The sequence below is a fragment of the Rhodobium gokarnense genome (assembly GCF_025961475.1).
Lineage (GTDB): Bacteria > Pseudomonadota > Alphaproteobacteria > Rhizobiales > Rhodobiaceae > Rhodobium > Rhodobium gokarnense.
The window spans coordinates 71497-94233 of sequence record NZ_JAOQNS010000012.1; the positions used below are offsets into that span (position 1 = coordinate 71497).

Genomic DNA, 22737 nt, shown 5'->3' on the forward strand with positions numbered 1-22737 from the left:
CATCTGGTCGAATTTGGCTTCAGCGCGTTTGTTCCGGTTGCTCGCTGCGCGAGGTCGCCCTGGCCTCTGCGTCGATCCGACCGCAGCTCAAGACTCTGCCGAGGACGGGGACGACGTAGTCGAGGTCCGGCAGATTGCGCCGGGCGGTGCGTTCGACATAGGCGTATTGGTCGGCCGTCAGCGCGCCGGCCCGTTCGGCCAGCAGGTCGAGCAGGTCGTCGGCGGCGAGTTCGGGATGGGGTTGCAGGGTCAGGACCGGACCGGGGTAGCGGAGCGCCGCATAGGGGCAGTTCTCGCCGCTCGCCAGCACCTCGGCATCGGGCGGCAGATGCGTGACCTGGTCCCGGTGCCAGGCGTTGACCCAGAAGCTGCGGCCGGAGACCGTACGGTACTGCTGCGGGCCGACGATCCAGCCGGCTGCCGCCCGCTCCACCTTGCCGCCGAGCGCCTGGGCGACGATCTGGTGGCCGAAGCAGATGCCGACGAGGGGCCGGCCGAGCGCGCGGATGTCGCGGATCAGCGCTTCCAACGGCGCGATCCACGGGTGGTCCTCATAGACCCCGTGGCGGGCGCCGGTGATCAGCCAGGCATCGGCGGCGTCGGCGCCGTCGGGGAAGACGCCATCCTCGACGGCAAATGTCGAAAACCGGAACGGCCCCGCACCGACCAGCAGCTCGCGGAAACAGGTGTCGTAGTCGCCTTTCCTGGCGGCGAGCCGTTGCGGCGCGCTGCCGGCCTTCAGGATGCCGATATGGATCGTCTCCATCGCTTTCTCTTCGTCGTTGGACGTGTTTCCCGGACGGGTGCGGTTGGCGCTTGCGCCGATCGTCGGCCCGGAAAAACGCTTGGCAGAACAAACGGACGGCGCGTGCCGCGTCAATATCGGGGCGAACGCGACAAGCAGTCAGGCGGGGCTCAGGGGGTCTCCTGCGGCAGGTTGCCCGTCGCCTTGCGGATCGCCCAGTCGGCGATCAGCACGATGACGGTGATTGCGACCAGGAAGCTGGAGACGGCGGCGATCGTCGGCTCGACCTCCAGGAGCAGGCTGTTCCAGATCCGGACCGGCAGCGTCTGCGTCGTCACCCCGGTCAGGAACAGGGCGATGATCAATTCGTCGAACGAGGCCAGGAACGAAAACAGCGCGGCGGAAATGATGCCCGGCAGGGCGAGCGGGATGACGATCCGGCGGAAGATGCCGAAGCGCGAGCAGCCCATGCCGGCCGCCGCCTGTTCCAGCGAGACGTCGATGCTCTGCAGGGTCGCCAGCAGGATCAACAGCACGATCGGCAGGGCGATGACCGAATGGCAGATGGCCACCCAGAACAGGTTGCCGACCAGGCCGGCACGCGACGAGGCGTAGAACATGGCGATCGCCGTGATCACCTGGGGGACGATCATCGGCGTCAGCGCGAGCGCCAGCAACGGTGTGCGCAGGCGCGACCAGGTGCGAACCAGGACATAGGACGCCAGAAAGCCGATGGTGGTGGAGACAAGGCTGGCGACCAGCGCGATCAGCAAGGACGACCACAGCGACCGCCACCAGCGCGGATCGCCGAAGAAGATGTCGTACCACTGCAGCGACAGCGAGGTGGGCGGGAACTTCAGGTAGCCGTCGCCGCCGAACGACACGATCAGGATGATGGCGATCGGCGCGATCATCAGGAGGCTGCCGAGGATGACGACGAACCGGAGGGCGAACGGCATCTGCTTCATTGCGTCTCGCTCCGGATCAGGGATTTCAGGCCACCGAAGCGGATGTAGACGGCAAACAGCAGCAGCGTCGCGGCCAGCAGCGTCAGCGACAGGATCGCGGCCAGCGGCCAGTTGAGCATGATCTCCACTTCGTGCTGGATCTGCATGGCGATCATCACGTCGCCGGGGCCGCCCATCAGCGCCGGCGTGATGAAATAGCCGAGCGAGAGGATGAAGACGATCAGCCCGCCGGAGACGACGCCGGGAATCGACAGCGGAAAGTAGATCGTCCAGAAGGCGTAGAAGCTGCTTGCGCCCATGCCGCGGGCCGCCTGCATCAGCCGCGGATCGATCGATTTCATGGCGGCGTAGAGGGTGAGCACCGTGTAGGGCATCAGCACATAGGTCATGCCGATCAGGATGCCGCGCTCATTGTAGAGGAGATCGAGGGGCTGGCCGGTCAGGCCAAGGGCAATCAGCGTTTCGTTGACCATCCCCTTGCTGCCGAGCAGCGCCATCCAGGCATAGGTGCGCACGATCACCGAGGTGAAATAGGGCACGATCACGCACAGGATCACCAGGTTGAAGGCGAGCTTGCTGGCCCGCGTCAGGAAATAGGCGAGCGGGTAGCTGAAGAGGAGGCACAGCGCGGTGACGATGACCGAAATGCGCAACGTCGTCACGAAGGCGTCGACCACGGCCCTGGAGCTCAACACCTTGGCGGCGTAGGTCAGGCCGCCGGACAGGCCGCGCTCCAGAAGGTCGCCGAACGACATCGCGAAGAACCACAGCAGCGGGCCGATGAAGACAAGCGCCAGCAGCGCCAGCATCGGCAGCAGCATCAGGACGATTGCGTTGCGCTCCAGCCTCATGCCGCGCTCCAGCGGGCTTCGTCCTCGGCGCCGACCGGCAACAGCCGGCAATCGTCCGCCCGCCAGGCGGCGTGGACCTCGCCGCCGGCCTCAAAGGCCGGCACGCCGCTGAGGTTGAGGACGTCGGCGGTCAGCTCGTAGCCGTCGAAATCGATGCCGTATCGGATGAAGTTGCCGAGATAGGACACGTGGCTGATCGTGCCGCGGACCTCGTTTTCCAGTCCGCTGCCGCCTTGCGCGCTGACGCGCAGCTTTTCCGGCCGCACGAACAGCAGCGCCGGTCCCTGGCCGGGGCTGGCCGGCGTGTCGCCGCAGGCGAAGTCCACGGCGCCGCGGCCGGCGGCCGTCGACGAGCGCGCGGTGACCGGAACGAGATTGGCCTCGCCCAGGAAGCGGCCGACGAAGGCCGAGGTCGGGTGCTGGTAGACCTCCGAGGGCGCGCCCATCTGGGCGATCTGTCCGTCGCGCATGATGGCGATCCGGTCCGACAGGTTCATCGCCTCTTCCTGGTCGTGGGTGACGTAGATCACCGTCATGCCGAGGCGGCGCTGGATGTCCTTGATCTCGGTCTGCATGTGGAAGCGCAGATTCTTGTCGAGCGCGCCGAGCGGCTCGTCCATCAGCACCACCTTGGGCTGGTAGACGATGGCGCGGGCGAGCGCGACCCGCTGCTGCTGACCGCCGGAAAGCTGGCGCGGCGAGCGCCCGGCAAAGTCGGTCAGCCGCACCGTCTCCAGCGCCCAGGCGACCCGCTCGCGCCGTTCGGCCGCCGTCACATTGCGCACCTTCAGCGGGAACGCGACGTTTTCGGCAACGCTCATATGGGGGAACAGCGCGTAGTTCTGGAACACCATGCCGAAGCCGCGATGCTTCGGCGGCACGGCGGAGATATCCCTGTCGCCGACGCGGATCTGGCCGCAGTCGACCTCGGCAAAGCCGGCGATCATCATCAGCGTCGTGGTCTTGCCCGAACCGGAGGGGCCGAGAAGGGAGAAGAACTCCCCCTCCTCGATCGTCACGTTCACGTCGCGAACGACCTGGACCGCACCGTAGGTCTTGCCGATGCCATCCAGCTCGATCCGGACGGGTGCGTCCGCTGCCATCATTCGATGACCCAATCCGCCCAGCGACGGCTGATTTCCTCGCGATTGTCTTCCCAATAGACCACGTCCTGCAGGAAGCCCTTGGCCGCCAGCTCCGGACTGCCGGGCATCTCGGCGAGCAGCGCCGGGTCGATCAGGTCGTAGGCCTTGCGGTTGGCCGGACCGTAGTTGAGAGCGGTGGCGAAAACCTTGCCGGGTTCCGAACCACAGGCGAAATCGACGAGCTTCTGGGCATTTTCGGCGTTCGGCGCGTCCTTGAAAATACCATAGGCCTGGACCTGAAGCATGTTTTCGTTCCACTCGATGGCGAGCGGTGCGCCGCCCTTGGCCGCGGACTGCAGCCGGCCGTTCCAGATCGAGCCGAGCACCACTTCCTGGTCGGCCATCATCTGCGCCGACAGGGCGCCGCTATCCCAGAACTTCTTGATCGCCGGCCGGATCCTGGTCATCGACGCGAATGCCCGGTCGAGATCCAGCGGATAGAGGTCCTCCTTGGCGACGCCGTCGGCCAGGAGCGCGAATTCCAGGTTGGGCTGGCCCGAGGCGATGTCGGCCAGCATGCGGTCGCCGGGATATTTCTCCACGTCCCAGAATTCTGCCCACGACCCGGGATGGTTGCCGGCGCTGAACGCTTCGGTCGAGTAGCCCATCACGGTGGCGAACAGGAAGTTGCCGACCATGTGCGGACGGACCAGGTCGGGGGTGATGTCGGACGGGTCGGTGAACGTCCAACTGTCGTAATCGATCTTTTCGATCGCGCCCTCGCGCTCCAGCTTCACCAGCGCCCCGTCGGAGATGTCGATCACGTCGAGTTCGAGATGGCCCGCGCGGTACATCGCCATTAGCTTGGCGAAGGTGGCGGGAACCGAGATCACCTCGATGCCGGTCGCCGCGGTGAACGGGTCGTAGACCGCCTTGCGCATCGTGTCCTCATAGACGCCGCCCGGATTGCGGACGACGACCTGATTGGAGGCCGCGCGTGCGCTGAGGTTGAGGAACGGGGCGGAGAGCACCGCAGCGCCGGTGCCTTTCAGGAAGTCGCGGCGCTTCATCTGCAGGAATGTCTTTCGTGTCATCGTGAGTTCTCCTCTTGGATCGGTTTGTTATTGAGTGGTCAGGCGTCCTCGTTGCCGGGAAAGGCGTCGCTCTCGAAAAGCTTGCGCGGCAGCGATGTCATCCGCCGCGAGCCGTCCGGCGTCACCAGGATCGTTTCGCTGAAGGCGATGCCGTCGGCGACCAGGTACATGTGGAAGGTCATGCCGGCCTCCAGCACCCAGTCGGCGAAGGGATGGAAAATGCGGTTGAAGTCCGAGGTCCGCGGCGTCGCGGCGCCGTTGAAGCCGGCGGTGTAGCCGGAGATGCCGGTGAAATCGGGCCGCAGCCCTTCTTCGACCAGCGCCTGGCGCACGACCGCGTCCACCTCGCGCGCCGGAACGCCGGGCTTCATGGCGGCGAACTGCGCGTCCTGCAGGGCGATCAGCCGTTCGGCCACATGGGCCTGGCGCGCATTGGCCCGGCCGACGACGACCGGGCGCATCATCCGGGCGCTGTAGCCGGAAAACTTCGGCAACAGCTCCACATGGCAGATCTCGCCCGGCGCCAGCGGCTCGGGCCGCAGATGTCCGTGCAGGAAGTCTTCGCCGACGCCGACGGTGATCGGCCCGACCGGCGCCGGGTCGGCGCCTTCGTCCAGATAGACCCGGTAGGCGGCCTTGACCACGTCGCGCAGCACGGTGCCCTGGCGCGCGCAGCCGAGCGCGGCCAGCATGGCCTTGTCGGCCGTCGCGGCGGACCGCGTCATGAGGGCCAGTTCCGCTTCGGACTTGATCATCCGCCGGCTGGTGACGACGTCGCCGACATCGACGAAATCGGCGTCCGGCAGGAGGCCGAGCAGCCGCTCCATGAACCCGACCGGCAGGGCGTAGGATTTCTTGTCGAGGCCGATCCGTGCGGCCCTGATGCCGCGCGCCTCGATCGCCGCGACGATCACCGCGATCGGGTCCTCCCAATCGCAGAACGTTGCCACGTCGTCGATCCAGCTCACCTGCCGGAACGGGGCGGCGTCGAGGGCGCGGATGACGAAGAACGGATCGCCGGACACCGGCAGGACGCAGCACCGGTAGATGTTCATCGCGCCGCCGAAACCGGTCAGCCACTGGACGGCTTCGATCTCGTCGTAGATCGCGAGGTCGACGCCGCGCTGTGCCAGCTCGGCCTGCACGGCGGCATGGCGCTGGCGATAGGTCGCTTCCGGAAACAGCAGCTTCTTGGGGGAGGAAAGTCCGGACGGCTGCTCGTTCATGTATCGGGATCCGCTGCTTGTAAAAAGGACCCCGTCAGACTGGTCAACGCGACCAAAACGAGTCAAACATAATGGAACATAGTTGCAATATATGGAACTTATCGTGTCCTCAATCTCCAAGGCCGCCTCGATTCTGGCCTGTTTCGCGACCGAAAATACGGAGTTATCGGTCTCCTTCGTCGCCGAGAAACTCGCGCTGCCGAAAAGCTCCATATCGCGGTTGATGAAGGAAATGGCCCAGCTCGGGCTGCTGCAACGGAATGCCGACACCCGCTGCTACAGTCCTGGCTACCTGCTCTTCCAGCTCGGCTCGATCTACCAGATGCGTTTCGACATCATCGAGATCGTCGACCGGATCGTGCGCGACCTGGTCAAGCAGACGGGCTGCACCGGCTATATCGGGCTTCTCAACGACGGCGAGATCGTCGCCATGCGCAAGCATATGGGCGTCGATGCGGTGCGCTACAGGATCGAGGTCGGGCGGCGCTATCCGGTGACCTACCTGTCCTTCGGCAAGGCGCTTCTGGCGCGCCGGACGGATGCGGAAATCGAGGGCTTCTTCACCAAATATCCGAAGGACCGGCCGGCGAGGATGGGCGAGTTCCTGAAGGAAATCGCCGTCATCCGCTCGCAGGGCTGGGCCGAGGCCACCAAGACCTCCGTGCCCGGCGCCCACGGCCTCGGCGTCGCCGTGGTGAGCCCGCTTTCCAGCCAGTTGATCGGCTATTCACTCTCCTATCACGCCGACCTGGTGAGCCGGGAAAAACGCCGCGAGATCGCCATGGCCCTGGTCAACAGCGCCCGCCAGGCGGCGGCCCTGACCCGTGACTACTATTGGCTGAACAAGTGACGGGATGAGGCCCGGCTGCTTCAACTGCGCAGATATTTGACGAGCGCGGCGATCGCCAGGACGGCGGCTATGAGGATCAGCAGTCCGCCGATCCATCCGAAGCCCATGCCAAATCCGCTCATCATTCCATACCCACCATTCATCATGGCGAAATCTCCTTGTTTCCTGGGCAATGTCGCCGGCTGCGCAATCCTTTCGATGCGCCGGGGCCGGCGGAGCGCGGGCACGGCATCGCCGCGCCCGCTTCTCTTTCTTGCGGCCCTGTTACTTGGCGTCCGGGGCGTCGGCTGGCGGGGTGCCGATGGTGTCGCCGGCGCCGATATCGTAGGGCGCGAACCGCGCCAGCATCTGGGCCGGGAACCGCAGCTCGTCGGCACTGACCTGACCGTCCGCATTGCGGTCCATCATCTGGAACGGGCGCCTGGCGAAGTCGCGGGTCACCTCGGCGTGGAGTGCCTGGAACTCGGGGAAGGACAGGGTGCCGTTGCCGTCGGTGTCGAACTTCTTCTGCAGCGAGGCGACGCCCTTCTCGATCTCGTCGGCGCTGACGGTGCCGTCCTTGTCCGTGTCGAAGGCGCGGAAGACGGCGCTGTTCATCGGGCCCATGCCGCCGCGCGGACCAAAGCCCATGCGGCCGTGCATGGCGCGCCCGCGCGGGCCGGGCATGTTGCCCCACTGGCCGCCGGGCATGCCGCCCTGCTGCTGCATCATGGCGCCGGGACCGCCCGTTCCGGGGCCCCACGCTCCATGGCCCCACGCACCGGGGCCGCGCATGCCGCCGCCGCAGTTGCCGGGGCCCCAGCCGCCGGCGAGCGCCGGGATTGCGAAGGCGCCACCGACCACGGTCGCGGTGACAAGGCTGAGGGCAAGGATCGTTTTCCGTTTCATCACATCACCTCGTGTGTTTGTGTTTCGATGACGGAAAACTGGGGGGCGTCTGTCGCAGAAGCATGCCGGCAAGACGGGCGTTTTGTATCGGTCTGTCGCAAAATGCCGGCCTGATACGAACCGCGACACAATCTTTTTCGATGCCGCCGGCGCCTCGCTATAGTGCGGCCATGACCGAGCAGCCCTTCAGCCCCCACGTCCTCGTCGTCGACGACCACCGCGAGATCCGCGATGCGGTCGCGCGCTATCTTGAAAAGAACGGCCTCAGGGTGACCTCGGCGCAAAACGCGGCGGAGATGGATGCCTGCCTGAAGGCCGGCCGCTTCGATGTTATCGTGCTCGACGTCATGATGCCGGGCGAGGACGGCCTGTCGGCCGCCAAGCGGCTGACCGCGGCGGGCGGCCCGCCGATCCTCATGCTGAGCGCGCTGTCGGAGGAGACGGACCGGGTGGTCGGGCTGGAAATCGGCGCCGACGACTACCTCGCCAAGCCCTTCAGCCCGCGCGAACTGCTGGCGCGCATCAAGGCGATCCTGCGCCGCACGGAGCGGCGCGAACCGCTCGCCGGCAGCCTCGGCGGCCGGCGGCTGGCCTTTGCCGGCTGGGTGCTGGACACCGACCGGCGCGTCCTCACCCGCGGCGGGGACGACACGGAAGTGAGCCTGACGACGGCGGAATTCAAGCTCCTCACCGTGTTCCTGGAGCGGCCGCGCTTCGTGTTGTCGCGCGAACAGCTCCTGGACCTGACCAGCGGGCGGACCGCGGAGGTGTTCGACCGCACCATCGACAACCAGGTGAGCCGCCTCCGGCGCAAGATCGAGCCCACACCGTCAAAGCCGGAGATCATCACCACGGTCCGCGCCGGCGGCTACAGCCTTGCCGCCGATGTCGAGGTGCTGTCATGAAATGGCTCCTGCCGCGCAGCCTTCTCGGGCAACTGGTGCTCTTGATCCTTGCCGCCCTGGTCGCGGCGCAGGCCGTCAGCATCTGGCTGTTTGCCGACGAGCGCGGCCATGCCCTGCGCGCCGCCATCGGCCTTGAGACGGCGGACCGGGTTGCCACGGTGGTCCGGCTGATCGAACAGGCGCGGCCGGATGCGCGCGCGGCGATCCTTGCGGCGGCAAGCTCTCCGTCTGCCCGGTTCTCGATCGATGCCGAGCCGGAGGTTTCCGACGGCGACGACGATGCGCCTGGTATTGCCGGGCGGATTCGCTCCCTTCTCGGCGACGCGGTGGACCGCGATATCCGGGCCTCGCTCGTGCGGACCGGTCCGGGCGGGCGTTCGGTGGTGCCCCCCGACATGCCGCGCGGGATGCACCAGCGGATGATGGGCTTCGGGCCAGTGCGGATGCAGGTCTCCGTACCCCTTTCGACGGGCGGCTGGCTGAACATGGCGACCCGCGTCCGGCGCCCGGGCCTGCAGCGGCCGCCCGGCTTCCTGCTCACCACCGTGCTGTCGGTCGCCGGCGTCGTCGCCGCGCTTTGGTTCGGGCTCAGCCGGATCACCGGACCGTTGCGGCGCCTCGCCGTTGCCGCCGACCGGCTCGGGCGCGGCGAGGACTTGCCGCCGCTGCCGGCGTCCGGCCCGCGCGAGGTGCGGGCGCTGTCGGAGGCGTTCAGCGACATGCAGGACCGGCTGACGCGGCTTATTTCCGACCGCACGCGCATGCTGGCCGCCCTCGGCCACGACCTGCGCTCGCCGATCACGGCGCTGCGCCTGCGCGCCGAAATGGTCGACGACGCGGAGACGCACGACCGCATGGTCGCCATCCTCGACGAAATGCAGGAGATGGTCGAGGCGACCCTTGCCTATGCACGGGGCATCGCAAGCGACGAAGAGACGGAGACCGTCGATTTGACGTCCCTCGTCGACGATCTCGCCGCCGAAGTCTCGGAAGCGGGTCCTTCGGTGACCGTCGAGCCGGCGCCTCCCCTCTCCGTTCGCGCGCGGCGCACGGCCATGCGGCGCGCCCTGCGCAACGTCCTTGAAAACGCCCAGCGCTATGGCGGCGGTGCGGCCGTCAGGCTGGAGGCGGCCGGCGGCGATGCACGGCTTGTCGTCATGGACGACGGCCCCGGCATCGCCCCGGACGCGCTGGAGCATGTGTTCGACCCGTTCGTGCGGCTGGAGGCCTCCCGCTCGCGCGAGACCGGCGGCACCGGCCTCGGCCTGTCGATCGCCCGCGACATCCTGCGCGCCCATGGCGGCGACATAACGCTCGCCAATCGCGCCGAAGGCGGCCTTGCGGCAACGATCGTCGTGCCGCTCGCCCGCGACGGGCACTGAACCTCAGGAAAAACATCCAGATCCCTGCAGTGACGGCCCGCGCGCGGATGCCGGTCGCCGTGCCACGCAATCCCGTTTTTCCGCGCCAGAACCCCTCTTGATCTTCCAGTTACCGGAAGGTCTAGGGTCGCTTCGTGCGAATTCGACGCTTTCGGAACGACGTTGCCGCCGGATCGGATGACAGAGCGAGACACCAAGCAAAGCGCCCTGATGCCCGGCTCCATCGGCGCCGATTTTGTCGCGACGTCCCGAAAGATCGGATTTTCCTCGCCGGAACTGCGCGAACTGAACCGCCTCTACGGACGGTTCTTGCACAGCCGCGCGGGGAGCACATCAACCCCTATGGCAGATGAGGAACGATGAACAAGTCCTTCTGGATCATAATGTCAGCCTTCGTCCTGGTGGTCGTCGGCGTCCGGCTCTATGTCGGCAACAGCACCTCGGACCCGGCCGTCACGATCGTCGACGTCAAGGTGCCGGAGTTCAGCCAGGTCGCCGCCCTCGGCGCGCGCGACTTTGAGGCCAATTGCGTGTCCTGCCACGGCGAGAACGCAAGCGGCACGGAGAACGGGCCGCCGCTCGTTCACAACATCTACCGGCCCGGCCACCATCCGGACTACGCGTTCAGGACGGCCGCCAAGGCGGGCGTTCGGGCGCATCACTGGCGCTTCGGCAACATGCCGCCGCAACCTGAGGTCACGGCAGAGGAGATCAATCGCATAATTGTGTATGTGCGTGAGCTTCAAAAGGAAAACGGAATCCTTTAGGGCTCAGCCATGATGCGCCACCGCCGGACACCCCACGGACCGAAGGCCCGGATGCTGCACAGGCTGATCGTGCTGGCGTCGATGGCCTGCTTCGTGCTTTCCGGCGCGACCTTCACGCATGCCGCGGAGATCCAAACGCATCTGTCCGGCGACGGCCCTGAGGTTCATGGACAAGAGGTCCACGACCACGCGGTCCACGGCACGTCCGATTGCGGCGGGCATTCCTGCCCCCATCAGCACGGCAATAAGAAGGACGGCATGGGCGAATCCTCCGTCCATTGCGGCGCTTCCATCCTCGGCATCGTCCCGGTGCATTTCCGCTTCGGCCCCAGCGCCGGCGCCATCCACGAGCACGTCCCGGCGGCCGATTTCACCGGCCGGCTCCATGTGCTCGACCCGCCCCCTCCCCGTCTCCTGTCCTCCTAGTCGAGAAACGTCGCGGCCGACAAAGCCGCCTCCCAGACATCAAGACAGGACTCTTATCGTGACAAAGAAGACCCTTTTCGCCGGGGGGCTCGTCCCCGCGGCCCTCTCGCTGTCCATCGCGGCGGCATTCGCCCATGGCGGCGCCGAAGGCGTCGTCAAGGACCGCATGGACGCCATGAAGGAGATGGGCAAGGCCGTCAAGGCGACGTCCGCCATGTTCAAGGGCGAAGCGCCTTACGATTTGGCCACCGTCCGGAAAGCGGCAGAGACCATCAACGCCCATTCAGGCGCCGCGCTTGTCAAGATGTTTCCGGAAGGAACCGACCACGCGCCCTCCGAAGCGCTGCCGAAGATCTGGAACGACCGGGACCGGTTCGAGGACCTCGCCAACCGGCTGAAAGTTCTCAGCGAGGGCCTTGCCGAGGCGGCCGACAACGGCCCCGGAGAGGACGGCTCCGGCGGCCACATGATGGAGCCCGGCAGCATGATGGGCTCGGACGGCACGATGATGGAGCCGGGCGCCATGATGGGCGACGGGTCCATGATGGACGGTTCGATGATGGGCGGCCAGTCGATGATGGATGGTTCGATGATGGATGGTTCGGGCATGCCGACGCCGGAGATGCTGGCCGCCATGCCGGCCGAGGGCGTCTTCAACATGGTCGTCCAGACCTGCTCGTCCTGCCATACCGAGTTCCGGCGCGACAAGGAATGAAGACGGCGATTGGCGTTGCCGCCCTGGTCCTGGTACTCGCCGGCGCCGGGGCGGTCGGGCTGTCGGTCTGGCCGATCGGCACCGCGGTCACGCTCGCCGAGCGCAACGGCGATGCCCGGCGCGGCGCCTATCTGGCGCGCATGGCCGGCTGCATCGCCTGCCACACGGACGTGAAGGGCGGCGGCAAGCCGCTCGCCGGCGGGCTGGCGCTCAAGACCCGGTTCGGAACCTTCTTCTCGCCGAACCTGACGCGCGATGCAGACCACGGCATCGGCGGCTGGTCGATCGAGGATTTCGCCCGCGCCGTGCGCCAGGGCGTGTCGCCGGACGGGGATCCCTACTACCCGGCCTTCCCCTATCCGTTCTACGCGGTGCTGTCCGATAAGGACATCGCCGACCTGTGGGCCGCGTTCCGGACCGTTCCCGCCGTCGCCGAGCCGTCGAAGCCGCACGAACTATCGTTCCCCTACGGCTTTCGCAGCGGCGTGAAGCTGTGGCGGGCCGCGTTCCTTTCCGATGCCGGATTGGCGGAAGCGCCGGACCGCAGCGATGCTTGGCGGCGCGGCCGCTACATCGTCAAAGGTCCGGCCCATTGCGGGGCCTGCCACACGCCGCGCAATTTTGCCGGCGCCCGCGACGCGGAGCTCGCCCTGCACGGCTCGGACGCCCTTCCGGACGGCGGCAAGTCGCCGCCGATCACGACGGCCGCCCTCAAACGAAACGGCTGGACGCACAACGACATCGCCTATGCCCTGAAGACCGGCCTTGCGCCCGACGGCGATGCCTTCGGCGGGTCGATGGGCGACGTCGTCCGCCACGGCACGTCGTTTCTCACCGCGGGCGACCGCAAGGCCATCGCCACCTATCTCCTTGACGAGGACGAAGAACAGCCATGACGATCGATCGTCGCGCCTTTCTCAAACAAACCGCCGCAGCGTTCGCGGCAGCACCCTTCCTGACGGTCGGCGCCACGGCCGCCGACGGCTTTCGCGAGCTGACGGCGCGCAAGGCAAAGATCAAGCTCGCCGATCCGGACGGCCCGACGAGCGACCTGTGGGGCTATGACGGCACAGTGCCGGGCCCCATTATCCGGGCCAAACGCGGCGAAACCCTCCGCATCCGCTTTCGCAACGCGCTCGACGAGCCCACCTCGGTGCACTGGCACGGCATCCGCATCGATAACGCCATGGACGGCGTCTCGGGCCTCACCCAGGACGCGGTCGAGCCCGGCGAGAGCTTCGACTACGTCTTCACGGTGCCGGATGCCGGAACCTACTGGTACCACGCCCACAACAAGAGCTGGAACGAGGTCGCGCGCGGCCTCTACGGCCTTCTCGTCGTCGACGAAGACGAGCCGCTTTTTGCGCCGGAGGCCGACATCTCCTTCGTCCTCGACGACTGGCTCCTTGATGACAGCGGGCGCTTCGATGTGGCGAGCCTCGGCAACATGATGGACTGGAGCCACGGCGGACGCACCGGCAACCGGCTGACCGTCAATGGGGTGACCCGGCCCGACGTCGCCGTAGAGACCGGGCGCTGGTATCGCGTCCGCCTCCTCAATGCCTGCAATTCGCGCATCCTCTATTTCGACCCCAACCGCGTCGGCGGCAAAGTCATTGCCTATGACGGCCAGCCCGTCGGCGAGGCACGCAAGCTCGACTACAGCCCGCACCTCATCGGACCGGCGCAACGCGTCGACCTTGTGTTGACGTTCGACCGGCCGGGGTCGGTGCCGATTTCCCTGGAGACCGAGGACAAGGAGAAGCCGTACCCCTTCGCGACCTTCCGCGTCGCCAATGGAAGCGCCGCAGCGCCCGCCCTGCCGGCGATCCCCGGGACCGACCTGCCGGTGCCGGACCTTTCCGCGGCAAAGCACTTCAAGCTGTTGATGGAAGGCGGGGCGATGGGCCGGATCGGCCATCTCACCTATGAGGGCAAGCCGATCACCCGCCAGGTGATGATGGAGTCGCGGCGGATGTGGGGCTTCAACGGCATCACCAACTTCCCGGACGAGCCGTTCTTCTCCGTGAAGCGCGGCGAGACCGTCGTCATCGACACGGTCAACCAGACCGCCTTTCCGCACGCCATGCATACCCACGGCCACCACTTCCAGGTCATCGACCGCAGCGGCAGCGAGGTCGCGGAAACGCCGTGGCGCGACACCTTCCTGATCGGGCCGGAGCAGACGACACGGATCGCCTTCGTCGCCGATAATCCCGGCAAATGGCTCTACCACTGCCACATGCTGGAACACGCGGCGGCCGGCATGACGACGTGGTTCGAGGTCACCTGACGACCGCGATGCCGGGGCGCCGATCACGGATGTTTGACCGCGATGTCAGTTCGGCCCGGGGGCCGGGATGGGATAGAAGGCGGCCATGAAGAGAAGTGTTGTCGTTCTCCTGCTGGTCGTTGCCTTGCTCGCCAACGGCGTCGCCCACCGGTTCGCCATGGCCGCGATGCTGCCTTTGGCGACCGTGGCCGGCGTTGGCGATCAGGGTGCCGGTTCCGGCCGGGACGGGGCCGAACGGCAGGCCCGTGCCACCGGGAAATCCGCCGGCGCGGCCGTGCGGGCGTCGTCCCGCTGCCGGCCCTACACCGGCGGCCCGGCAATGCCCCGCAGCGCCTGCACGTCCGACCACAGCCTTCCGGCCGGCGACATCGCCGTGCGGACGCGGCAGATCCCGGCGCGTTTCGCGGTCGCGCAGGTGCGGATGCCGCCGGGGCGCGGCTCACCGCATCCTTTTCATCCCCCGCGCGTTTCCTCCTGAGACCTTCGTCCTTCAAGCCCGGCCGGCGCCCAGCCGTGCCGGAAACCGCGTTGTCTTCAGGAGAGTAGAATGCCCTGCCGAATTGTATCGACCGGCGCCCGACAGACGGGCGACCAGGCCCGGTCGCCCGCCCCGCACCATGACACCGCCTGCGCCGGAACCGCACCGCCCTCGCCGGCGCGGCGCATGTTCCTCACCGGCAGCGCCAGCGCCGCCGGCCTCTTGCTTGCCGGCTGCGCCATCCGGCCGCCGCGGCAGCAAGGACCGACCGCCGAAGAACTGACTGAGCGGAATGCGGCCATGATGTACCGGGCGATGCCGGAAGAGCCGTTCCCGATCCCGGCCGTCGATCTGAAGAAGGTCGATGCGCGGTACTACCGCGCGACCGTGCCGGACCCGACGGGGGCGCCGCCGGGCACGGTCTATGTGGATACCGCCAATTTCTATCTCTACCTGGTGCAGGAAAACGGCATGGCCCGGCGCTACGGCGTCGGCCTCGGGCGCGCCGGCTTTGCCTGGTCCGGCCGGGCGCGGATCGCCTGGAAGAAGGAATGGCCGACCTGGACGCCGCCGGACGAGATGATCGCGCGCCAGCCGGAACTCGCCCCCTACAGCGCCAAGAACGGCGGCATGGCGCCGGGGCTCGGCAACCCGCTCGGCGCTCGCGCGCTCTACATCTTTGAGGGTAAGGTCGACACGCTCTACCGCATCCACGGCACGGCGGAGGCCTGGAGCATCGGCCGTGCCGTCTCCAGCGGCTGCGTGCGGCTCCTCAACCAGGACGTCATCGACCTCTACGACCGTGTCCCGCCCGACACGCCGATCATCGTGGCGTGAGGCAGGCGGCGCGTCCGCCGCGACGGACGCGCCTCTTCGCCATCGTTCGGCGGACGGAATCGCGGCCGAGACTAAGGGCGCGGAGCCTTTCGCACGGCTCAACCGCGATGGGGATTGCTCGCACCGTGGCGCGGAAACCGCCCGAGCGCGGCCGCGATCTCGCGGAGCCGGTCGCCGGCATGGCGGAAGAACATGGTGTAGCTTTCGCAGAAATAGTTGTGCCCCTTCTCGCCGTCTTTCGACGTGAGGATGCGGTGCTTGGGGCAGCCGCCATTGCAGGCAAAGCGGAAGTCGCAGGCGCGGCATTGGGCCGTCAGGGTGTCGCGCTTGGCGTTGCCGAAAGCCTCTGTCTTGTCCGACCACGCCAGGTCGCCGAGCGGCGCTTCCAGGATGTTGCCGAGCCTGAATTCCGGATAGACGAAGTGGTCGCAGGCGAAGAGATCGCCATTGTGCTCCATGGCAAGGGCGTTGCCGCAGGTCTCGGCAAAGACGCACAGCAAGGCCGGGTGACCCATCCAGAGCGCGACCTGGTTCTCGAAGAACTGGACGAAGATCTTTCCGACATCCTTGCGGTGCCAGACGTCGAAGACCTCGCACAGGAACTTGCCGTAGGCGCGCGGCGTGACGCTCCACGGGCTGACGACGTTGGACGGGTCGTCATCGACCTGGGGCGCGGCGGCAAGGCCGCCCGACGGCGCGCGGCGCTCTACGATGGGGATGAACTGGATGTGCGGGGTGCCGAGGGTCTTCAGGAATTTGTAGACCTCCTTGCCCTTGATGGCGTTCTCGCGGTGGACGGTGGTGAGGATGTTGTACTCGACCCCGTGGCGCTTGAGCACCTCAAGCCCCGCCATCACCCGGTCGAAGGTGCCGCGCCCGGCCCGGTCGCGCCGGTAGCGGTCGTGGATCGGGCGCGGGCCGTCGATGCTGATGCCGACGAGGAATTTCTCGCGGGCAAGGAACGCGCCCCAGCCGTCGTCCAGAAGGATACCGTTGGTCTGGAAGGAATTGCTGATGGCGACGCCCGCCGGGCAATGGGCCTTCTGGAGCGCGACGGCGCGCGCAAAGAAGTCGACGCCGAGCATTGTCGGCTCGCCGCCCTGCCAGGCGAATGCGATCTCGCGCTGGCCGATACGCGTTCCTGCCGCGATGAGGTCGCGCACATAGCGCTCCAGCACGGCGTCCGACATGCGGAACCGCTTCTCGTCCGGATAGAGCTTTTCCTTTTCCAGGTAGTAGCAGTACGCGCAGTCGATGTTGCAGCGCGGCCCCATCGGCTTGGCCATGACATGAAAAGGATGCGGTCCGGTCATGGGACGCTCAGCCTCGTGGCGTCGGCAGGGCTGAGATCGTGAACGCCTCGTGCGGCGACACGATCAGGCCGGCGGCGAAGCGGATGGCGACCGCAAGGACAAGGAGGGCAAGGAGCGCGCGCAAGTACTGTCCCTTCAGGTGGCGGCCGGCAGCGGCGCCGAACTGGCCGCCGAAGATGCCGCCGATCATCAGGCAGAAGGCGAGCACGATGTCCACGTTCCAGGACGTCGCGGCATGCAGCACCGTGGAGACCGCCAGGGTCGCCAGCACCTGAAGGAGCGCCGTGCCGATGACCACGGAGCCCGGGACCCTGAGGATATAAACGAGCGCCGGCACCAGCAGGAAGCCGCCGCCGGTGCCGAGCATCGCCGCCACGAAGCCGACGCTGAGACCGATCACCAGGACCGGCAGCACGCTGATATAGAGCTTGGAGCGCTTGAACCGCAGCCGCAACGGCAGGCCCTGGATGCGGTTGTGATGGCGCGCCAGCTTCGCATGGATGTCGGTGTCGTGCCTGTGGTTGAGCGCGGCATGCACCGCCTCGCGCAGCATCAGGATGCCGAGCGTGCCGAGGAGGACGACATAGGAGGCGGCGATGACGAGGTCGAGCTGGCCGGCCGACCTCAGGGCATCGAAGGTCGAAACGCCGGCGATGGCACCGATGACGCCCGACAGGAAAAGATAGAGCGCCAGGTGCAGATCGATGCCGCCGCGACGCCAGTTGGCGAGGGCGCCCGGCGTCGAGGCGGCGACGATCTGGGCGCTGACCGAGCCGACCGCGACCGGCGCGGGAATCCCGGAAAAGACCAGGAGCGGCGTCAGCAGGAAGCCGCCGCCGACGCCGAACAGGCGCGACAGGAACCCGACCGACGCGCCGAGGGCGGCCAGATAGAAGACGTTGAACGAGAGGTCCGCGATGGGAAGGTAGATCTGCACGGTCGACGCCTGTCCCTGCTAGAGCATTTCACGCGATTGTGGAATCGCCTGAAACGCTCTAACCTTTTGTTTTTACGCGTATTCTTATCCGAAAACCGGTCCTCCACTTTTCGCTGTCGCAGACCTGTGGTTCGGGAATACGCTCCAGGGCGCGGACGCCCCGGCGCCGCCTCAGCTCATCCACTGCCCGCCATCGACGTTGAAGCACTGGGAGACGATGTAGTCGGCCTCGCTGGTGGCGAGGAAGATCGCCATGCCGGTGAGGTCCTCGGCCTTGCCCATGCGGCCGTAGGGAACACCGAGGCCGACCTCTTTCTTCTTTTCGCCGGGCTCCTTGTGCTCAAGCTTGGCGAAGAAGCCGTCGACCCCGTCCCAGTGCTCGCCATCGACGACGCCCGGCGCGATGGCGTTGACGTTGATGCCGTATTTGATGAGGTCGAGGCCGGCCGACTGGGTGAACGAGATCATCGCCGCCTTGGTCGCGCAATAGACCGCAACCAGCGCCTCGCCGCGGCGCCCGGCCTGGCTTGCCATGTTGATGATCTTGCCGCCGCCGCCGCGCGCGATCATGTGCTTGGCGACTGCCTGCAGGGTGAAGACCGCGCCGGTGAAGTTGACGGCGAAGACCTTGTCGTAGTCCTCGCGGGTGATCTCCACGATCGGCGCGGCAGTGAAGAGCGCCGCATTGTTGATCAGGATGTCGATGCGGCCGAGCTTTTCGACCGCCTCGGCGACGCCGGCATCGATGCTTTCCTGCTTCGTCACGTCCATGTCGATGGCGATGGCCGCCTCACCGATTTCGGCGGCAGCTTCCCGCGCCCTGGCGATGTTGATGTCGGCGATCGCGACCCTTGCGCCTTCGCGGACATAGGCCTTTGCATAGGCAAACCCGATGCCGCGGGCGGCTCCGGTGATCAGCGCTGTCTTTCCATCCAAACGTTTCATGTCGATCGGTCCTCGATTTCCGGCCGGACGGCTTTCGTCCCGGCCTAGAGCGTTTCCGGCGCGTCGATGCGCCGTCCATTCTTGAAGAGGTGCAGCATGCCCGGTTTGGCGGCAACACGCAGGTCCCGCCCGACGAGATCCGCCACCTCCCGGTGGCAGCGCACGACGAGCGGGCCGACCTCGCTGTCGAGATGCGCAAAGGTGTCGCTGCCGAGCTGTTCCAGGAGGTGAATACGGGCAGTCCAGCCGGTATCGCCCTCGCCGAGCGTCATGTGCTCGGGGCGCACGCCGAGGAGATCGCCGCCGAGCCGTTCGGGGAGATCCCCACGCACGAAGTTCATCTTCGGCGAGCCGATGAAGCCGGCAACGAACGCCGTCTGCGGGGTGTCGTAGAGTTCCAGCGGACTGCCGACCTGCTCGATCCGGCCCTCGTTCAAGACGACGATGCGGTCGGCCATGGTCATCGCTTCGACCTGGTCGTGCGTCACATAGACCATGGTGGTCTTCAGCCGCTCGTGCAGTTCCATGATCTCCACGCGCATCTGCACCCGCAGCGCCGCATCGAGGTTGGAGAGCGGCTCGTCGAACAGAAACACCTCCGGATTGCGCACGATGGCGCGGCCGATGGCGACGCGCTGGCGCTGGCCGCCGGAGAGCTGCTTCGGCCGCCGATCGAGCAGCGGCGTCAGTTGCAGGATTTCGGCCGCGTTCTTGACCCGGGCCTCGATCTCGGCCGGATCGGCCTTGGCGAGGCGCAGGGCAAAGGAGATGTTCTCGCGCACCGTCATGTGCGGATAGAGCGCATAGGACTGGAAGACCATGGCGATGCCGCGGTCGGAGGGGTCCTTGCCGCGCACGTCGACGCCGCCAATCGCGAGCTCGCCGCTGGTCTGCAGCTCCAGGCCGGCGATCATCCGCAACAGGGTGGATTTGCCGCAGCCCGACGGGCCGACCAGCACGGTGAACGAGCCGTCCGGAATGACGAGATCCATCTCCGGGATCACTTCGACCGCGCCGAAGCGCTTGGTCAGCTTCTTTATCTCGACGTCTGCCATGGGTCGTGCCGCTCCCTCCGGCGCTCAGTAGTCGGCGATCCGTTCCGGGCCGGCGCCGGAGACCATCATCATTGCCGAGAAGTGCTTCAGCACGAGATCGGCCCTGAGTGTCGCATGGTCCGGGTCGTCCCAGAGATCGTTCAGTTCGTCCGGGTCGATGTCCAGATCGAACAATTCGCCGGTGCCCTGGTCGTGATAGATCGCGATCTTGTAGCGCCCGTCAAAATACATGCTGCCGCGCGAGCCGACGAAGCCGGGGCTGCGCAGGGCGTCATAGTATTCGCTGAGGACGAAATCCTTGTGATGCGCCGCATCCGTCGCGCCCGTCAGAAGCGGCCAGAGCGACAGGCCCTGGTTTTGCGCCGGGGGCGTGAGGCTCGCCGCCTCGCAGAGCGTTGCCGGCAGGTCGACCAGTTCGACCAGCGCATCGGAGCGCAGGCCCTCGCGCACCCGGCCCGGCATCGAGGCGATCATCGGCACATGGACAAGGCCCTCGTAGAAGCGGCAGCCCTTGTAGAGCAGGCCGTGGTCGCCGAGCATCTCGCCATGGTCCGACATGAAGAGGATCAGGGTATCCTTGCGCTGGCCGGTCTCGTCGAGCCAGGCGACCAGCCTGCCGACCATGTCGTCGATCTGGGCGACCATCGCCGCATAGGCGGCGCGGATGCGGCCGACGTCGTAATGGTCCGGCGGCGTATCGTGGCTGATCTTTCCTGCCGGCTCGACCGGGGCAAGGGTCGGGTCGACCGGACGCTGGGTCTGCTGGTCGACGCCGGAAAGCTTCTTGTGGTGCTCCAGATCCGACGGCGCGAAGATCGGCGGCGGCATCTCCGCCGGATCGAAGCGGTCGTACCACTCCTTCGGCGGATCGAAGGGCGGATGGGGGTCGTAGAGATTGATCGACAGCAGCCAGGGTCGGTCGTCGGCGGCGCGGTTCATAAAGCCGAGTGCCCGGTCCAGCGCCCAGGCGACCTGGCTGTGCTCCGCGTCCACCGGATGGCTGACGATGTCGTTCGACGGCGTGTAGGCCTTGCGGATATCGACGCCGCGCTCTTCAAGCCAGTCCTGGTAGTCGTGCCCGTCGGGCCAGTCGGGCCCGGGGTGCTGTGACCAGTAGAATTCGTCGTAGCCGTCTTCGGGCGGGCGCTGCTCGATCATGTCCTGTGCGGCGGACAGGTGCAGCTTGCCGATCAGGCCGGTGCGGTAGCCGGCCTCCTGGAACACCCGGGGCACCAGCTTCAGGTGGGACGGAAACCCGACATTGCCGTTGCGCTGGACCTGGTGGGCGATCGGATACATGCCGGTCAGGAACGAGGCGCGCGAGGGCGTGCAGATCGGGCTCTGGGTATAGGCGCGGGTGAAGGCGACGCCCTCGTCGGCCAGCCGATCGAGATGCGGCGTCCTGGCGCCGGCAAATCCGAGGCCTGAGAGCGTGTCCCAGCGCTGTTGATCGGTGCAGATCCACAGGATGTTCGGGCGGGTCATGTCAATTCGGTCCTGCATGCCCCGGTGCTGCCGGGGTCATTCTCCCGGCCGGGCCGGGTTGGAAGAAGAAGAGGGAAGCGGCAGTGTGGGAGGAGCACCGCCGCTTCCAGTTGGGCATCGGGTCTTATTTCAGATAGCCGGCCCGCTTCAGCAGCTTCTCGACATCCGCCTGGGCATCGTCGAGGGCTTCCTTGGCGGTCTTGTCGCCGGTGACGACCTGCTGCAGCGCAAGGCCAACGCGGTCGCCCATTTCCCGGAATTCCGGGATCGGGAGGCGATAGTTGGGATCGCCAAGTTCGAGGGTCTTGGCATAGGCCTCGGTGAAGGACATGCCGTAGCCGAAGTCATAGCCATGGGCCTTGACGAACGCCGGATCGGACCAGACCGAACTGCGGGTCACCGCCAGGAAGGTCGAGTTCGCGGCGATATCGAGCACGGTGTCTCGCGACGTCACCCAGAGCACGAAGGCCTTGGCGGCATCGACGTTGCGGGATGCCGCGCCGACCGCGTAGCCCTGTGCGGTGAAGGGCGCGAAATGACCGGCCGAGCCGCCCGGGGGAGGCGCAAAGCCGACCTTGCCGACGACCTTGGAAAGCTCCGGATCGAGGATGCGGCCGGCAAGCGGGGCGCCTTCCACGACCATCGGCACGTTGCCCTGCTGCATGGCGACGACGACGTCGTCATAGCCGGCCGAGACCGAGCCGGGGATGCCGTGATTGTTGAGAAGCTCGGCATAGAGCTCCGCCGCCTTGATGGCCGCCGGGGAGTTGACGGTCGGCGTCATGTCGTCGGGGAAGTCTTTGACCCAGGTCCCGCCTTCGCCGAGCATGATCTGGGTCCAGTACCAGATGTTTTCCGAGGTCGACGGCTTGCCGCGAAGGGCCGTGCACGGGGCGACGCCCTTGTCCTTCAGCGCGCCGCAAAGGGTCAGCATGTCTTCCCAGGTCTCGGGAGGTGCGGTGAGGCCTGCCTCCTCGATCATCGGGCCGTTCCAGTAATAGAGCTGGGTGGCGGCGAAATAGGGAATGCCCATCACCTTGCCGTCATAGGTGAAGGCCTTGATGGTCGAGGGAATGAAGTCGTCGACGTCGAACTTTTCCGACGCGATGGCGTCGTCGAGCGGGCTCAGCCGGCCGGCCGCGGCGAAGCGCGAAACGTCGGAGGCCTCCAGGAAGAACACGTCATAGGCCGGCGAGCCGGTCGACAGTTCCACGGCGATCTTCTGGACCGCCTGGCCGAAGGCATAGAGGTCGTATTCGACGTTGGCGCCGGTCGCCTCCTCGAATGCGGAGACCCGCTTCTGGACTTCGGTGTCCCAGGGCTGCTGGGTGGAGAGCACGCGGATCGTCACGCCGTCATAGGGCTTGTCCTGTGCGCTTGCGGTACCGAGCCCGAGCGTCATGATACCGGCTGCCGCAAGGGCGGCGATCTTGCTGAGGTTTTTTCGTTGCATCGTTTTCCTCCTCCTCAGTTGGTTGGACGTTTGCTGGGG

At 66.7% G+C, this 22737-nt stretch carries 23 protein-coding genes; 10 read left to right on the top strand and 13 right to left on the bottom strand.

All coding sequences use genetic code 11. From position 1 onward, the window contains the following. Positions 1-19: 19 nt before the first annotated feature. From M2319_RS18570 to M2319_RS18595, 6 genes are all read right to left on the bottom strand, one after another. Positions 20-766 carry a type 1 glutamine amidotransferase gene (locus M2319_RS18570; protein WP_264602961.1) on the bottom strand — a complete coding sequence of 249 codons (747 nt, stop codon included), beginning with the start codon at positions 764-766 and terminating at the stop codon, positions 20-22. 149 nt (positions 767-915) lie between these two features. Continuing rightward, positions 916-1713 (bottom strand): ABC transporter permease, encoded by a 798-nt coding sequence (locus M2319_RS18575; RefSeq protein ID WP_264602962.1) that lies wholly within the window; start codon positions 1711-1713, stop codon positions 916-918. Then, entirely contained in the window at positions 1710-2564 is an 855-nt protein-coding gene (locus tag M2319_RS18580; protein WP_264602963.1) for an ABC transporter permease, read from the bottom strand. The genes M2319_RS18575 and M2319_RS18580 overlap by 4 nt, the downstream gene beginning before the upstream one ends. Then, entirely contained in the window at positions 2561-3667 is a 1107-nt protein-coding gene (locus M2319_RS18585) for an ABC transporter ATP-binding protein (RefSeq protein WP_264602964.1), read from the bottom strand. Before M2319_RS18585 ends, M2319_RS18580 begins: the two co-directional genes overlap by 4 nt. After that, the gene (locus tag M2319_RS18590; RefSeq protein ID WP_264602965.1) at positions 3667-4743 is read right to left on the bottom strand and encodes an ABC transporter substrate-binding protein; all 1077 of its coding nucleotides are present in this window, start codon (positions 4741-4743) and stop codon (positions 3667-3669) included. The genes M2319_RS18585 and M2319_RS18590 overlap by 1 nt, the downstream gene beginning before the upstream one ends. 38 nt (positions 4744-4781) lie before the next feature. Next, a complete protein-coding gene (locus M2319_RS18595; protein ID WP_264602966.1) occupies positions 4782-5969 on the bottom strand; it encodes a M24 family metallopeptidase in 1188 nt (395 codons plus the stop codon). A 103-nt stretch (positions 5970-6072) separates the two neighbouring features. On the opposite strand from M2319_RS18595, the gene M2319_RS18600 reads away from it, so the two are divergent. Beyond that, entirely contained in the window at positions 6073-6819 is a 747-nt protein-coding gene (locus tag M2319_RS18600) for an IclR family transcriptional regulator (RefSeq protein ID WP_264602967.1), read from the top strand. Between the two features lie 264 nt (positions 6820-7083). On the opposite strand, the gene M2319_RS18605 is transcribed toward M2319_RS18600, so the two are convergent. Beyond that, positions 7084-7707 carry an EF-hand domain-containing protein gene (locus M2319_RS18605; RefSeq protein ID WP_264602968.1) on the bottom strand — a complete coding sequence of 208 codons (624 nt, stop codon included), beginning with the start codon at positions 7705-7707 and terminating at the stop codon, positions 7084-7086. A gap of 170 nt (positions 7708-7877) precedes the next feature. Between M2319_RS18605 and M2319_RS18610 the strand changes: the two genes are divergently transcribed. The 9 genes from M2319_RS18610 (at position 7878) to M2319_RS18650 (ending at position 15510) form a co-directional block, all read left to right on the top strand. Continuing rightward, positions 7878-8612: a response regulator gene (locus M2319_RS18610; protein WP_264602969.1), complete on the top strand. Its 735-nt coding sequence runs from the start codon at positions 7878-7880 to the stop codon at positions 8610-8612. Next, on the top strand, positions 8609-9994 hold the full coding sequence (locus tag M2319_RS18615; protein ID WP_264602970.1) for an ATP-binding protein: 1386 nt from the start codon (positions 8609-8611) through the stop codon (positions 9992-9994). The genes M2319_RS18610 and M2319_RS18615 overlap by 4 nt, the downstream gene beginning before the upstream one ends. Positions 9995-10377: 383 nt before the next feature. Next, the gene (locus tag M2319_RS18620) at positions 10378-10761 is read left to right on the top strand and encodes a c-type cytochrome (protein ID WP_264602971.1); all 384 of its coding nucleotides are present in this window, start codon (positions 10378-10380) and stop codon (positions 10759-10761) included. Between the two features lie 51 nt (positions 10762-10812). Continuing rightward, the gene (locus tag M2319_RS18625) at positions 10813-11187 is read left to right on the top strand and encodes a hypothetical protein (RefSeq protein ID WP_264602972.1); all 375 of its coding nucleotides are present in this window, start codon (positions 10813-10815) and stop codon (positions 11185-11187) included. A gap of 58 nt (positions 11188-11245) precedes the next feature. Beyond that, positions 11246-11902 carry a c-type cytochrome gene (locus M2319_RS18630; RefSeq protein ID WP_264602973.1) on the top strand — a complete coding sequence of 219 codons (657 nt, stop codon included), beginning with the start codon at positions 11246-11248 and terminating at the stop codon, positions 11900-11902. Further along, a complete protein-coding gene (locus M2319_RS18635; RefSeq protein WP_264602974.1) occupies positions 11899-12798 on the top strand; it encodes a cytochrome c in 900 nt (299 codons plus the stop codon). The genes M2319_RS18630 and M2319_RS18635 overlap by 4 nt, the downstream gene beginning before the upstream one ends. Further along, complete coding sequence (locus M2319_RS18640) at positions 12795-14195, top strand: multicopper oxidase family protein (RefSeq protein WP_264602975.1); 1401 nt, start codon at positions 12795-12797, stop codon at positions 14193-14195. The genes M2319_RS18635 and M2319_RS18640 overlap by 4 nt, the downstream gene beginning before the upstream one ends. Before the next feature lie 85 nt (positions 14196-14280). After that, positions 14281-14673: a hypothetical protein gene (locus M2319_RS18645; protein WP_264602976.1), complete on the top strand. Its 393-nt coding sequence runs from the start codon at positions 14281-14283 to the stop codon at positions 14671-14673. A gap of 69 nt (positions 14674-14742) precedes the next feature. Further along, the gene (locus M2319_RS18650) at positions 14743-15510 is read left to right on the top strand and encodes a L,D-transpeptidase (RefSeq protein WP_319801799.1); all 768 of its coding nucleotides are present in this window, start codon (positions 14743-14745) and stop codon (positions 15508-15510) included. Positions 15511-15608: 98 nt separating this feature from the next. Here M2319_RS18650 and M2319_RS18655 read toward each other — a convergent pair whose 3' ends face one another. The 6 genes from M2319_RS18655 to M2319_RS18680 form a co-directional block, all read right to left on the bottom strand. Continuing rightward, positions 15609-16823 carry an anaerobic sulfatase maturase gene (locus M2319_RS18655; protein WP_264602977.1) on the bottom strand — a complete coding sequence of 405 codons (1215 nt, stop codon included), beginning with the start codon at positions 16821-16823 and terminating at the stop codon, positions 15609-15611. A gap of 7 nt (positions 16824-16830) precedes the next feature. Beyond that, a complete protein-coding gene (locus tag M2319_RS18660) occupies positions 16831-17760 on the bottom strand; it encodes a sulfite exporter TauE/SafE family protein (protein WP_264602978.1) in 930 nt (309 codons plus the stop codon). A 171-nt stretch (positions 17761-17931) separates the two neighbouring features. Continuing rightward, positions 17932-18705 (bottom strand): L-iditol 2-dehydrogenase, encoded by a 774-nt coding sequence (locus M2319_RS18665; protein WP_264602979.1) that lies wholly within the window; start codon positions 18703-18705, stop codon positions 17932-17934. Positions 18706-18749: 44 nt separating this feature from the next. Beyond that, positions 18750-19760 carry an ABC transporter ATP-binding protein gene (locus tag M2319_RS18670; RefSeq protein ID WP_264602980.1) on the bottom strand — a complete coding sequence of 337 codons (1011 nt, stop codon included), beginning with the start codon at positions 19758-19760 and terminating at the stop codon, positions 18750-18752. Between the two features lie 24 nt (positions 19761-19784). Further along, positions 19785-21245: a sulfatase family protein gene (locus tag M2319_RS18675; RefSeq protein ID WP_264602981.1), complete on the bottom strand. Its 1461-nt coding sequence runs from the start codon at positions 21243-21245 to the stop codon at positions 19785-19787. A gap of 124 nt (positions 21246-21369) precedes the next feature. After that, positions 21370-22698 (bottom strand): ABC transporter substrate-binding protein, encoded by a 1329-nt coding sequence (locus tag M2319_RS18680; protein ID WP_264602982.1) that lies wholly within the window; start codon positions 22696-22698, stop codon positions 21370-21372. Positions 22699-22737: the final 39 nt, after the last annotated feature.

Bases quoted from the DNA above. Each gene is read 5' to 3' on its own strand.
- M2319_RS18675 (WP_264602981.1), bottom strand. From the start codon at position 21,245: ATGACCCGCCCGAACATCCTGTGGATCTGCACCGATCAACAGCGCTGG.
- M2319_RS18585 (WP_264602964.1), bottom strand. From the start codon at position 3,667: ATGGCAGCGGACGCACCCGTCCGGATCGAGCTGGATGGCATCGGCAAG.
- M2319_RS18640 (WP_264602975.1), top strand. From the start codon at position 12,795: ATGACGATCGATCGTCGCGCCTTTCTCAAACAAACCGCCGCAGCGTTC.
- M2319_RS18605 (WP_264602968.1), bottom strand. From the start codon at position 7,707: ATGAAACGGAAAACGATCCTTGCCCTCAGCCTTGTCACCGCGACCGTG.
- M2319_RS18620 (WP_264602971.1), top strand. From the start codon at position 10,378: ATGTCAGCCTTCGTCCTGGTGGTCGTCGGCGTCCGGCTCTATGTCGGC.
- M2319_RS18680 (WP_264602982.1), bottom strand. From the start codon at position 22,698: ATGCAACGAAAAAACCTCAGCAAGATCGCCGCCCTTGCGGCAGCCGGT.
- M2319_RS18610 (WP_264602969.1), top strand. From the start codon at position 7,878: ATGACCGAGCAGCCCTTCAGCCCCCACGTCCTCGTCGTCGACGACCAC.
- M2319_RS18570 (WP_264602961.1), bottom strand. From the start codon at position 766: ATGGAGACGATCCATATCGGCATCCTGAAGGCCGGCAGCGCGCCGCAA.
- M2319_RS18670 (WP_264602980.1), bottom strand. From the start codon at position 19,760: ATGGCAGACGTCGAGATAAAGAAGCTGACCAAGCGCTTCGGCGCGGTC.
- M2319_RS18590 (WP_264602965.1), bottom strand. From the start codon at position 4,743: ATGACACGAAAGACATTCCTGCAGATGAAGCGCCGCGACTTCCTGAAA.
- M2319_RS18595 (WP_264602966.1), bottom strand. From the start codon at position 5,969: ATGAACGAGCAGCCGTCCGGACTTTCCTCCCCCAAGAAGCTGCTGTTT.
- M2319_RS18645 (WP_264602976.1), top strand. From the start codon at position 14,281: ATGAAGAGAAGTGTTGTCGTTCTCCTGCTGGTCGTTGCCTTGCTCGCC.
- M2319_RS18635 (WP_264602974.1), top strand. From the start codon at position 11,899: ATGAAGACGGCGATTGGCGTTGCCGCCCTGGTCCTGGTACTCGCCGGC.
- M2319_RS18575 (WP_264602962.1), bottom strand. From the start codon at position 1,713: ATGAAGCAGATGCCGTTCGCCCTCCGGTTCGTCGTCATCCTCGGCAGC.
- M2319_RS18615 (WP_264602970.1), top strand. From the start codon at position 8,609: ATGAAATGGCTCCTGCCGCGCAGCCTTCTCGGGCAACTGGTGCTCTTG.
- M2319_RS18580 (WP_264602963.1), bottom strand. From the start codon at position 2,564: ATGAGGCTGGAGCGCAACGCAATCGTCCTGATGCTGCTGCCGATGCTG.
- M2319_RS18650 (WP_319801799.1), top strand. From the start codon at position 14,743: ATGCCCTGCCGAATTGTATCGACCGGCGCCCGACAGACGGGCGACCAG.
- M2319_RS18625 (WP_264602972.1), top strand. From the start codon at position 10,813: ATGCTGCACAGGCTGATCGTGCTGGCGTCGATGGCCTGCTTCGTGCTT.
- M2319_RS18655 (WP_264602977.1), bottom strand. From the start codon at position 16,823: ATGACCGGACCGCATCCTTTTCATGTCATGGCCAAGCCGATGGGGCCG.
- M2319_RS18665 (WP_264602979.1), bottom strand. From the start codon at position 18,705: ATGAAACGTTTGGATGGAAAGACAGCGCTGATCACCGGAGCCGCCCGC.